The organism is Mycobacterium sp. E3339, assembly GCF_001666915.1.
Classification (GTDB): domain Bacteria; phylum Actinomycetota; class Actinomycetes; order Mycobacteriales; family Mycobacteriaceae; genus Mycobacterium.
The window spans coordinates 1-11,229 of record NZ_LZIZ01000139.1; the positions used below are offsets into that span (position 1 = coordinate 1).

An 11,229-nucleotide genomic window follows, 5' to 3' on the forward strand; every position below is an offset into this window, starting at 1 on the left:
GCCCGGGCCGCGGCCTTCCGTGGGGCCGCCGGGGGCACCGCCCCCCCCGCCGCCCGGGCCGCCACCGCCGGTCGGGCCGCCCGGGACATCGCCGCCGCCACCGCCGGGCCCGCCGCCACCCGTGGGGCCGCCGGGGGTGCCGCCGCCACCACCGGGTGTGGACGGAGCCACGCTCGACGTGGGCGTGGTCGTCGGGGTGGTGGTCGTGCTGCTGTTGGGTCCCTTGTTGCCGCCGCCGCAACCGACGGCGAACACGAGCATGGCCGCGCCGCCGAACAGCGCGAACGAGGTCCTGGCTGCCGATCTCATCGCAATCCCCAATCCCCGCTTGCGCCTGTGCAAGTGGTTCACTTCTCCTTACCCGGGCGCACGCCCGGGCAAACGGGGATTGCGGAGTGGGAATTCCGCCGATACAAACGCCGATGGCCCATCACCGGGATGGGCCATCGGAAAGCGATTCGACTAGCAGTCGAGCCCGGACACGCAGCCGGCAAGGGTGGCCTGGTGGACGCCGGCCGCGGCGTGCGCCGGCGCGGTGCCGGACGACGAGTGCGTCGCCGGTGCCGCCGCGCCGCCCGTCGGGCCAACCGGCACCCCGCCGAAGCCGAGCGCCAAGGTCACCGCTGCCATCCCGCCGAGCGCGGCAACCGCCGTAGTGATTCGAGTTTTCATCAGCCGCTCCTTTTCCTCGAGCGCGTCGGACGAAGTGGCGCGCGTGTAACACAATGCTACACCTGTGCAACTATTGCTACGAGCAAGAGTTTTCCGACCCCGGTCGAGCGGCGCGGATGGTCATCCGGGGGTAGGAGAAAGCGCGGCGGACCGCGGCGCGTTGAGGGCCGATGGCCCATCTCGGGCTAATGGACCATCGGCGAGCCAAATCGTATCCTCGGACAACTGTTGCTATGCGGGATTCCGCCGAAATCTCCTGGTAAGAAATTTTCTTATTCGTAAATTGGACAGCGCACCGCGACGCCGCGCCGGGACGCCCGCCCGCGTCCAGCTCTTATCCCGAAAGCGAACGGGCGGCCGCGCCCTAGGCCTCCTTGGTGATCAACTTCCGCAGCGCCACCCTGTCCGGTGTCAGCAGCTCGGCGATGCGGGGCTTGTTCACCTCGGCGACGATGATCTCGCCGACCTCCTGGTAGACCTCGCTGAAGATGCCGTGCGACTTCATCTTCTCGGTCTGATACAGGTTGTCCTCGGTGGGCGTCACGTAGTAGACCGCGTCGGCCTTGAATCGGTGCACCAGCCAGAGGTGGATGAGCGTCATCAGCCGCTTCTGGCGTAGCTTCTCGGCGAAGGTGTTCTGGTCACGCACCTGCAGGATGCTGCGGCCGTGGCGGTCCTTGATCGGATCGACCACCACGTTGGCCAGCTGCTCGTCGCCGTTGCCATAGATCCCGAGCTCGAGAACGTCCGAACCGGCGCGGCGGGGCCGCAGGGTCACGCGCAGCTTCTCGCCCAGGTGGTAGTTGTCGCTCCACAGCGCCAGCCACTCCTCCAGCAGCTTCTTGGGCACCTCGGTCTGCGCGAGGTGCTGGTGCTGGGTCGAGCCCTTGCCCATCGCCTTGGTGGTCGCGGTGCGGCCCGACGACGCGGCCAGCGCGGCGTCGCTGCGCGGCCCGCCGACCAGGGTCTGCGGGGTCCGGTACGGCGACTCGACCAGGCGCATCTTGCGCTGCAGCCGAGCCAGCGCCAGCATGCCGTCCTGCTGCAGCGACGTGGCGAACTCCTCGGCGGCGACGCCGTCGATCTGGTGACCGCCATAGGTGATGAAGTTGAAGACGAAGCCCATCTTGCCGAGCTCCTCGGGGAAGCGCTTCATCTCCTCGTCCGTCATCCCGGTGGTGTCCCAGTTGAACGACGGCGAAAGGTTGTAGGCGAGCATCTGGTCGGGGAATTCGGCGTGGATCGCCTCGGCGAACTGGCGCGCGTCGGCGAGGTCGGCGGTCTTCGTCTCCATCCAGAGGATGTCGGCGAACGGCGCGACCGCAAGCGATTTGGCGATCGCGTAAGGAATCCCGCCGCGGATCTGGTAGTAGCCCTCCGGGGTCTTGGACAGCTCCGGGTCCCACGGCGGGTCGACGCCCAGCTCCTTGGCCTTCTCCCGCGCGGCGTACAGCGACGCGCGCGCCGCGAACTGCGTCCACTCGTCGGGAGTCATGCTCGGCGGCTCGTCGTCCCGGTCGTCGAACGAGAGCACCTCGGCCACGGCCTCGCCGTAGGTCATCAGGCCCGCGTCGTCCTCCCAGGCCGCGACGAACCGCGACTCCACCTGGTCGAAAAGATCGTCGATGGAGTTCTGGCCGTCGTCGCGCCACTGGGTGACGGCCTCGGTGACCAGGGCCATGATGCCCTGGCGCTCGAGCCACGCGTTGGCCAGGCTGTACTCGCTTTCGGCCAGGGCGTAGAGCAGGTGGCCGTTCAGTTCCTTGACGCCCAACTCGTAGAAGCGCCGCACCAGGGCCAGGAAGCAGCCCTTGTAGGACGGGATGTTGAGGTTCGTGGCGCCCAACAGGAACGGTTGGTCGCGCTCATCGGCGCGGCTGTCGATGAGGTTGGCCGCCTCGGCGTCGGTGCGCGCGACGATGATGCCGGGAACCTTCATCACGTCGAGCTGGAATCGGGCCGCGTTGAGGCGCTTGATCTGTTCGTCGGAAGGCACCAGCACCTTGCCGCCCTGGTGGCCGCACTTCTTGGTGCCGGGACGCTGGTCCTCGATGTGGTAGCCGGCGACGCCGACTTCGACGAAGCGACGAATCAGGTTGCGCACGTGCGGGTCACCGCCGTGGCCGGTGTCCGCGTCGGCGATGATGAACGGCCGGTAGTCGTACTGGGGGGTGGTCGCGCGCTGGCGGTCGTTCATCTGCAGCCGCAGGTACTGCTGATTGCGGTCGGCGGTCAGCAGGGCGCGCACCAGGACCGCGGCGTCGTCGGGCACCTGGCTCAACGGGTAGCTGGCGAGGTCGGGGCCGGGGTCCTCGGTGGTGGAGCCCTTGGCCGACGTCGCCCAGCCGCCCAGATAGATGCCCTCGATGCCCATCCGTTTCATCGCGACCGCCTGGCCCGGCGAATAGGGGCCGAAGGTGGTGATGCTCTTCTTGGCGGCGAACAGCTCGCGCAGCCGGTCGTAGAAGGCCACCGCCGCGTTGCGCGCAACGGCGTAGTCGGTGGGGATCGTGCCGCGCTGCTCCACTACCTGGCGGGCCGTGTACAGGCGGGTGATGCCGGCGAAGCGCGGGCCGTCGATGTACCGCTGCGTGGCGGCGAGCTCGTCTTCGAACGATGTCCGGACTTCGGTGTCCGTGTCAATGATGGCCATGGCCTTACGCTCCTGTTCGGCACGATTTACCTGACCGAGAGTCTATCCCCGGGGATGACCGTTCAATCAGGGGTCGAAAGACCCGTGCCGAAACCGTGATCGCCGGGGCCCCGGCCCGCTGCGGCACACATAACCCTCCGGGCGCGGCCAGGCCGAGTGTGGGGGCCGATGGCCCGGGTTTTGGCGTCGATGTGCTTGGCGCCCAAAAGGTTTCGAAACCAACGCGGTCGTCGCTCCGGGTCGGCCGTCGCGGGAATGCAAGGAAAACCCAGCGCGCCCAGCAAACTCGGTGTAGGGTATCGCCGTGCCCACAGAATTGCGGTATGAGCGGTGGTACCTTCCCCTGTCGGTTCCCGTCGGGCTGGGCCCGAAGCGCAGCGAGCTACGGGTGGAGGCGGGAACCCTGCACGTGAAGATGGGCTGGGCCTTCGACGCCCACATTCCCCTGGCGTCGATCACCAGCGCCGCGCCGGCGCAGGACAAAGTGCTGACCATGGGCGTGCACTACGCGAAGGGCCGCTGGCTGGTCAACGGGTCCGGTAAAGGCTTGGTGACCTTGACGATTGAGCCTCCGGTGGAGGCGAAGGCCGTGGGCCGAACGGTGTCGCTGCGCGCGTTGTGCGTCAGTGTCACCGACCCGGACGCGCTGATTGCCGCCTGCACGGGGACCCGCACTTAGCCCGGTTCGGCGGCAGCCCGGTGGGCCAGCCAATCCCGCTGGCGCCGGACGAATCCTGCGTCGACGACGTTGCCGTGCCCCGGCACGTAGCGGGCATCGGGTCCGCCGATCGCGAGCAGCCGATCGAGGGTGGCCGGCCAGGCCGTCAGATCCGAGTCCGCGTCGATGAAGGGGTCGGCGGACTCCTCGATCAGGTCGCCGGTGAACACCACGTCCGGGTCGGCGTCCCCGCCCGGAGCGATCACCACCAGGTCCGAGGTGGTGTGGCCGCGGCCAGGGTGGGCGACCGTCACGGTGCGGTCGCCGAGGTCGATCGCCGCGTCATAAACCCCGTGGCGTGGGGGCCGCAGGGCCGCGATCGCGCGGTCGAGTGCCGCGGCGTCGGCGCCGTATTGCAACGCGTGCTCGCGCATCCGGTCGGTACCCGACGTTAGGTATTCGACCACCTCGGGCGCGCAATAGACATCGGCGTCGGTGAACAGCGCGGAGCCCAGCACGTGGTCAAAGTGCTTGTGCGTCAGGACGATATGGCTGACCGGGCGGCCGGCGAGCCGCCGCACGTCGGCGTCGATCGCGGCGGCCTCGGCGAGGGTGGTGCCGCTGTCGATCAGCATCACCCCGGTGCGCCCCCACACCAGGCCGACGGTGACATCGCAGAACCGCAGCCGGCACCGATGCACGGTGGCCGTCAACCGCTCCCAGGCGATATGCACATCCTGAAACCTAGCCGCTCGGCGGTGACGCCGGGCGGAATGGTTGACACGCCCCGAATGGCCGACATAGTGGACGACACCAGGATGGTCTGAGCGGCGAGAGGAGCTCGCGGTGCGCGCAGTCGTCATCACCAAGCGCGGTGATCCGTCGGTGCTGCAAGTCCGGCAGCGGCCGGATCCCCCGCCGCCGGGCCCGGGACAGCTGCGGGTCGCGGTGCGCGCCGCGGGGGTGAACTTCGCCGATCACCTCGCCCGCGTCGGGATGTACCCCGACGCGCCGAAGCTGCCGGCCGTGGTCGGCTATGAGGTCGCCGGGACGGTGGAGGCCGTCGGCGACGGTGTGGATGCCGGCCGCGTCGGCGAGCGGGTGCTAGCGGGCACCCGATTCGGCGGTTACGCCGAGGTTGTCAACGTGGCCGCGAGCGACTCGGTGCCGCTGCCCGCGGCGATGAGCTTCGAACAGGGCGCCGCCGTGCCGGTCAACTACGCGACCGCGTGGGCGGCCCTGCACCGTTACGGGTCGCTGCGCGCGGGTGAGCGCGTGCTGGTGCATGCCGCCGCCGGCGGCGTGGGCATCGCGGCCGTCCAGTTCGCGAAGGCCGCCGGCGCCGAGGTGCACGGCACCGCGTCGCCCGCCAAGCATCGCAAGCTCGCCGAGCTCGGGGTGGACCGCGCGATCGACTACCGCCGCGACGGTTGGTGGCGGGGCCTCGAGCCCTATGACCTGGTGCTCGACGCGCTGGGCGGCACGTCGCTGCGGCGGTCCTACGATCTGCTGCGGCCCGGCGGAAGGCTGGTGGGGTACGGGGTGTCCAACCTGCAGCATGGCGAAAGGCGCTCGCTGCGGGCGGCCGCGCCGCACGCCCTGGCGATGCTGCGCGGGTTCAATCTGATCGACCAACTCTCGGACTCCAAGGCCGTCATCGGCCTCAACATGCTGCGGCTGTGGGACGACCGCGGCACGCTCGAGCCCTGGATCACGCCGCTGACCGAGGCGCTCGACGACGGGACCATCGCGCCCGTCGTGCATGCGGCCGTGCCGTTCGACGATGCACCGGAGGCGCATCGCATCCTGGCCGCGCGGGAGAACGTCGGCAAGGTGGTCCTGGTGCCGTGACTTCGCGCGAGTTTTCATCGGCCCCGTAGCGGTTATCTCTCCCCCATGGCTATCACCGACTCCCGCGACGTCGTCATCGAGGCGACGCCCGACGAGATTATGGACGTGCTCTTCGACATCGAGTCGCTGCCCGAGTGGTCGTCCTTTCACAAGAAGGTCGAAATCCTCGAGCGGGACGATCAGGGGCATCCCAGCAAATCGCGGCAGGTCGTCAAGATCGTCGGGGTCAGCGACGAGCAGGTGCTCGACTACTCCGTCGAGGACGACGGCGTGGGCTGGACGCTGGTGAGCTCCAAACAGCAACGCGCACAAGAGGGTCGCTACACGCTGAAGCCCGATGGCGACACAACCCGGGTCCACTTCGAGCTGACCGTGGATCTCACCGTGCCGGTGCCCGGGTTCCTCGTCAAGCGAGGGTCCAAGGGGCTGATGGACACGGCGACCGACGGGCTGCGCAAAAGGGTGCTCGAAGTCAAGAAGCGCGGCAGTTAGCGGCGGCGCTTCCCGACCGCCGCCGCGCGGGCCACACTGTTCGGTATGAACAGGTTTCAACAAGTCGCCTCGGCGGTCGGCGGGCTGGTGGTGCTCGGCGCGGTGGCCGCCTGCGGCGGCCACGGTGACAGCCGGGTGACGGCGCCGTCGACGCCGAAGGTGACGACCCTTGGGCGGACCGTCCCGGCCGCGCCCGCCGGCGGCCCGCTGACCATCAGCAGTCCGGCATTCGCCGACGGCGCACCGATTCCCGTGCAGTACACGTGCAAAGGGGCGAACACGGCGCCGCCGCTGACATGGTCGGCGCCGTTGGGGGCGGCGCTCGTGGTCGACGACCCGGATGCCGTCAACGGGTTGTGCGTGCACTGGGTGGTGACCGGGATCGCTCCCGGTGCGGGCAGCACCGCCGAGGGTCAGACGCCGGCCGGGACCACCACGCTGCCGAACACGGCCGGCCAGCCCGCCTACAAGGGGCCCTGCCCGCCGGCGGGAACCGGCACGCACCACTACCGGTTCACCCTCTACCAGCTTCCCAACGACTACCAGTTGCCCGACGGCCTGGCCGGCGTGCAGGCGGAGCAGACGATCGCGGGCGCGGCGACCGCGCAGGCGCGACTCACCGGAACCTTTGGAGGCTGAAGGTTCTAGGCCATGTCCTCGAGCGCCTGATAGCCGGCGTTGTAGCCGGGGGTAAACGTGATACCCGGACCGCCATGACATCCCGCGCCGCCGAGGTAGAGGCCCTCGATGGGAATCGGGAAGTCGAGAAATCCCTTGGGCCCCGGCCTGTTCGGGCCCATCAGGTCCGGATGCAGCAGGCCGTGGCAGAAGTCGCCGGCGGGCGCGCCGAACATCGTGTTCATGTGGTAGGGCGCAAACGTGATGTGCCGGATGACGATGTCCTTGAAGTTCGGGGCCAGCCGGGTGATCTTGTCGATAACGCGCCCCGCCATCTCGTTCTTGAGCCGGCCGTGCTCCTGGCGGTCGACTTCGACCGGGAAGGCGTAGGCGTACGCGCTGGCCGCGTGCTTGCCGGGCGGAGCCATTCCCGGGTCGTGCACGGACGGGATCTGCATGCCCATCGAAGGGTTGTCCGGCACGATGCCCCGGCGGCAATTCTCCCAGTGCAGCTGTTGCTCTTCCGGATCGCCGAAGATGCCGACCGACTGCTGCATGCCTTCCTCGTTCAAGAACTCATACGGCGGGGCGAATTCGGGCAGCCCGTCAAGGGCGAAGTGGATCTGGACGAAGGAAGCCCGGTGGTCGCGTCCGGATAGCCGCGAGACCAGCTCCGCCGGAACATGTTCCGACGCGATCAGTTCGGTCAGCGTCAGATCGGGCGCGAGGTTGGAGATCACGATCGGGGCGGTGATGCTCGATCCGTCGCGTAGCCGCACGCCGGTCACCGCGCCGTGGTCGACGAGGATCTGCTCCACCTTCGCGCGGTAGCGGATCTCACCGCCGTGGGAGACGAACAGCTCGCGCAGGTGCTCGGTGAGCGCGCCGATGCCGCCTTTGAGCTTGGTCATCATGGCCGTGCTGTCGTCGGGCACGGCCAGGGCGAAGGCCAGGCAGGTGGCGCTGCCCGGCGTGTAGGGCCCCCGGTAGGTCGAGTTGATGGCCAGGAACGCGAGCATTCCGCGCATCACCGCGTGCTTGTCCTTGTCGGGCAGGTAGCGGTCGATGACGTCCATCGCCGATCCGAACAGCATTTCGTGAATGGCCCGCCGCTCGGCGTCGTTGGCCGCGCAGGCATACATCTCGTCGATGGTCTTGGGCGGCGTGCGGACATCGAAGCGGCCCAACGCCTTTGCGGGCCCCTGGCTCCACCCGATCAATTCGGCCATGCCGGTGACGGCTTCCATGCCGTGCTTGGAGCCCAGGTGCGTCATCAGCTGCATCGGGTCGCGGTAGAAGATCATCGGCTCCTCGCCGTGGTCGCCGATGTTGGTGGACATCACCTCCGGCTCCACCGTGGGCAGGGTGTCCAGCCCCAGATCCTTGGTGATCTGGCTGGCGGTCGGGAACTGGACGGAGCCGGCGATTTCGTAGCGGAAGCCGTCGATGAGCTCGACGGTCGCCGCCATGCCGCCCGCATAGGTGTTGGCTTCCAGGCACAGGGTCCGCAGGCCCGCGCGCTGCAGGATCGCGGCGGCGGTCAATCCGTTGTGGCCCGCTCCCACGACGATCGCGTCATAGTCCGGCATGGCTTCCTCCCTCGGGTCGGCGCGTGACAAGAATATGTCAGTACTGACATAATTGGAAGATGTCAGTCCTGACTGGTGGCCTGGGATACCATTCCGGTGGGATGACCGCGCCGACGAACCGCCATGAGCTACGCCGCCGATCAACGCACGAGGCGCTGCGCCGGGCGGCATTGAAAAGCTTTGCGCGCAAGGGCTTTACCAATGTCACCGTGACCGAGCTGGCCCGGGAGGCCGGCGTCACCGAGCGGACCTTCTTCCGCCACTTCCCCACCAAGGAAGCGGTGCTGTTCCAGGACTACGAGACGCAGCTGGAATGGCTGGCCGAGGCGCTCGCCGGCCGCCCCGCCTCCGAGTCACTCTTCGACGCCGTGCTGGCGAGCGTGGCGGCCTTCCCGCACGACCTTGAAGTGGTCCGCCAGGCCGCGACCGCCCGTGCGGAGTTGATCAGTGCCGACCGGATCGAGGGCCATCTGCGGGTGGTGCAGGCGTCGTTCGCCCGAGTGCTGACCGACTTCGTCCGGGCCCGCAACCCGGACGTGGCGAACGTCGACCTGCTCGCCGAAGTCGCGGGCTCGGCCCTGGCGGCCGCCCTCGTTGTGGCGGTGGAGAATTGGGGCCGCAACGGCTGCACCGGCGACCTCGGCGAACTCGTGGCATCCAGCCTGCAGGTGCTGCGCTCGGGCTTGGCGCCGCTCGCCTGACCCGTCGAATGCGCAAACCTTGAGCACACGGTCAAGCGTTCTGCGCGCTCGCGACGGCCGCTTCGACGAAGCGGCGCAGCACGGCGTTGTGAGCGCGCGGCAGAAACGCCAGGGCCACCGGGCTCACGGGCGCTCCGCGCAAAGCGACGAACCGGACGCCGGGGTGAATGTTGCGGCGAACGGCGACGTCGGGGATCACACCGATGCCGCGATCCGCCGCGACGGATTCGAGCCACTCGTCGAAATTGGTTGTCTCCACGATGGTTTTCGGCCCCTCCCCGGGGGGCCACGACCAGGGCCCGGTGGTGCCGCTGGCGGTGTTGACGACCAGCGGCCAGCGCGGGACCTCGGCCCAGTCCAACTCCGATCGGCCGGCCAGCGGTGAGTGCACCGAACACACGGCCACTCGGGACTCGTCGAAGAGGTGCACCACCCGCACGGCGGTCGACGTGACGTGCCCGCGGACGACGGCGACGTCGACCTTGCCCTGTTGCACGGCGCTCAGCGCATCGTCGGTGCGGACCAACCTGACCCGCGCCCCGGTGGTTCGTTCGAAACGGGCGACGGTGTCCTGCGCCCACGGGTCGGGCAGCAACCAGCTGAATCCGAGGCCGATGCTCGCCTGCCGGCGCACGGCGCCGACCGCAAGTTCCAGCTCCGCGAGGATCCGCTCGATGTCATGGAGGAACGCCCGGCCGGCCCGGGTGGTCTCGACGTGCCGCGAACTGCGATCCACGAGCGTCGCGCCGAGCGCGTCCTCCAGTTGGCGGATGGTGCGGCTGAGCGCCGGTTGGGTGATGCGGAGTTCGTCGGCGGCCTGGGTGAACGACTTGAGCCGCGCCACCGCCTCGAACGCCCGAAGGTGGCGCAGCTCGACTCGGCCACCGTCCAACGCGCCCATGCCCGAGAAGCATAGATCGATGACAGCGGGCATTTCACAGCCGACCTCGGCGGACCTACCGTCGAAGCCAGGAGATAGATCAGAGGAGACAAAATGCCACTGCTGTACATCGACCTCGTCGAGGGCCGCACGCCGTCGGAGGTGCGGGCGTTGCTCGACGCCGTTCACGAGTCCGTCGTCGATGCGTTCGGCGTGCCGCCGCGCGACCGCTACCAGGTGGTGCGCACCCACCCCGCCCACGAAATCGTCGCGCTGGACACCGGATTGGGCATCACCCGTTCGGCGCGCCAGGTGATCGTGCACATGGTGAGCCGGCGCCGCACACGGGTGATGAAGGAGAAGTTCTTCGAGCTGCTGGCGACCAATCTGGCGGAACGGTGCCAGCTCGACCCGGCCGATCTCATCGTCTCGATCACCGAAAACAGCGACGAGGATTGGTCTTTCGGCCACGGCCGGGCGCAGTTCCTCACCGGGGAGCTGACATGACCCTGGACACTCGGCTGACCAAATTTTTCGGTGTCCGGCACCCCGTGGTGCTCGCCCCGATGGCGGGCATCTCCGGAGGGCGCCTGGCGGCGGCGGTGACGTCGGCCGGCGGCCTGGGCCTCATCGGCGGCGGTTACGGCGACGCCGATTGGTTGGGACGCGAATTCGACCGGGCCGCGGGGGCGGCGGTCGGATGCGGGTTCATCACCTGGAGCCTGGCCCGCCAACCCGAGCTGCTCGAGGCGGCTCTGCAACGGCGGCCCGCCGCGATCATGCTGTCATTCGGCGAGCTGCAGCCGTTCGCCGACCGCATTCGCGCCGACGGCACCCCCCTCATCGCGCAGGCGCAGACGCTCGACCATGCGCGCCAGGCCCTGGACGCCGGAGCCGAAGTCATCGTGGCCCAGGGTGGCGAGGCCGGTGGGCACGGCATGACCGCGCGCTCCACCTTCACGCTGGTGCCCGACGTCGCCGACCTCGTCGCCGCACGCTCACCGGACACGCTCGTGCTGGCGGCGGGCGGCGTCACCGACGCCTCCGGGGAGGCCCAGAACCTGGTGCCCACCAGGGCGCCGTCGGCGCCGAGCGCCAGCGCCGCCGCCAGCCCC

At 69.0% G+C, this 11,229-nt stretch carries 13 protein-coding genes; 7 read left to right on the forward strand and 6 right to left on the reverse strand.

The window, feature by feature from the left end:
* The 3 genes from A5702_RS26315 to aceA all read right to left on the reverse strand — a co-directional run.
* Window positions 1–309 (reverse strand): hypothetical protein (locus A5702_RS26315; RefSeq protein ID WP_068220999.1); only part of this gene is annotated, 309 nt, incomplete at its 3' end.
* A 153-nt stretch (window positions 310–462) separates the two neighbouring features.
* Entirely contained in the window at window positions 463–672 is a 210-nt protein-coding gene (locus A5702_RS26320; RefSeq protein ID WP_156669597.1) for a hypothetical protein, read from the reverse strand.
* A 364-nt stretch (window positions 673–1,036) separates the two neighbouring features.
* On the reverse strand, window positions 1,037–3,325 hold the full coding sequence (aceA, locus tag A5702_RS12245) for an isocitrate lyase ICL2 (protein WP_067819140.1): 2,289 nt from the start codon (window positions 3,323–3,325) through the stop codon (window positions 1,037–1,039).
* Window positions 3,326–3,629: 304 nt separating this feature from the next.
* On the opposite strand from aceA, the gene A5702_RS12250 reads away from it, so the two are divergent.
* Window positions 3,630–4,004 carry a hypothetical protein gene (locus A5702_RS12250; RefSeq protein WP_067819138.1) on the forward strand — a complete coding sequence of 125 codons (375 nt, stop codon included), beginning with the start codon at window positions 3,630–3,632 and terminating at the stop codon, window positions 4,002–4,004.
* Here A5702_RS12250 and A5702_RS12255 read toward each other — a convergent pair.
* Window positions 4,001–4,717, reverse strand: coding sequence for an MBL fold metallo-hydrolase (locus tag A5702_RS12255; RefSeq protein WP_068220984.1), 717 nt, complete (start codon window positions 4,715–4,717; stop codon window positions 4,001–4,003). The genes A5702_RS12250 and A5702_RS12255 overlap by 4 nt on opposite strands.
* 112 nt (window positions 4,718–4,829) lie before the next feature.
* Here A5702_RS12255 and A5702_RS12260 point away from each other — a divergent pair, with 112 nt between their 5' ends.
* Genes A5702_RS12260 through A5702_RS12270 form a run of 3 tightly spaced genes read left to right on the forward strand, consistent with a single transcriptional unit; the run spans window position 4,830 to window position 6,965 of the window.
* Window positions 4,830–5,834, forward strand: a complete 1,005-nt coding sequence (locus A5702_RS12260; protein ID WP_068220987.1) for a medium chain dehydrogenase/reductase family protein — start codon at window positions 4,830–4,832, stop codon at window positions 5,832–5,834.
* A 45-nt stretch (window positions 5,835–5,879) separates the two neighbouring features.
* A complete protein-coding gene (locus tag A5702_RS12265) occupies window positions 5,880–6,326 on the forward strand; it encodes an SRPBCC family protein (protein ID WP_055402305.1) in 447 nt (148 codons plus the stop codon).
* A 45-nt stretch (window positions 6,327–6,371) separates the two neighbouring features.
* Window positions 6,372–6,965, forward strand: a complete 594-nt coding sequence (locus A5702_RS12270; RefSeq protein ID WP_068220990.1) for a YbhB/YbcL family Raf kinase inhibitor-like protein — start codon at window positions 6,372–6,374, stop codon at window positions 6,963–6,965.
* A 5-nt stretch (window positions 6,966–6,970) separates the two neighbouring features.
* Here the strand turns inward: A5702_RS12270 and A5702_RS12275 are convergent, their stop codons facing one another.
* On the reverse strand, window positions 6,971–8,533 hold the full coding sequence (locus A5702_RS12275; RefSeq protein ID WP_055402308.1) for an NAD(P)/FAD-dependent oxidoreductase: 1,563 nt from the start codon (window positions 8,531–8,533) through the stop codon (window positions 6,971–6,973).
* Window positions 8,534–8,634: 101 nt separating this feature from the next.
* Between A5702_RS12275 and A5702_RS12280 the strand changes: the two genes are divergently transcribed.
* Complete coding sequence (locus A5702_RS12280; RefSeq protein WP_068220993.1) at window positions 8,635–9,234, forward strand: TetR/AcrR family transcriptional regulator; 600 nt, start codon at window positions 8,635–8,637, stop codon at window positions 9,232–9,234.
* Between the two features lie 31 nt (window positions 9,235–9,265).
* Here the strand turns inward: A5702_RS12280 and A5702_RS12285 are convergent, their stop codons facing one another.
* A complete protein-coding gene (locus A5702_RS12285) occupies window positions 9,266–10,135 on the reverse strand; it encodes a LysR family transcriptional regulator (protein ID WP_068220996.1) in 870 nt (289 codons plus the stop codon).
* Window positions 10,136–10,228: 93 nt separating this feature from the next.
* On the opposite strand from A5702_RS12285, the gene A5702_RS12290 reads away from it, so the two are divergent.
* On the forward strand, window positions 10,229–10,621 hold the full coding sequence (locus tag A5702_RS12290; RefSeq protein ID WP_067819126.1) for a tautomerase family protein: 393 nt from the start codon (window positions 10,229–10,231) through the stop codon (window positions 10,619–10,621).
* A partial coding sequence (locus A5702_RS12295) for a nitronate monooxygenase (RefSeq protein WP_197506551.1) occupies window positions 10,618–11,229 on the forward strand: 612 nt, incomplete at its 3' end. The genes A5702_RS12290 and A5702_RS12295, both read left to right, overlap by 4 nt.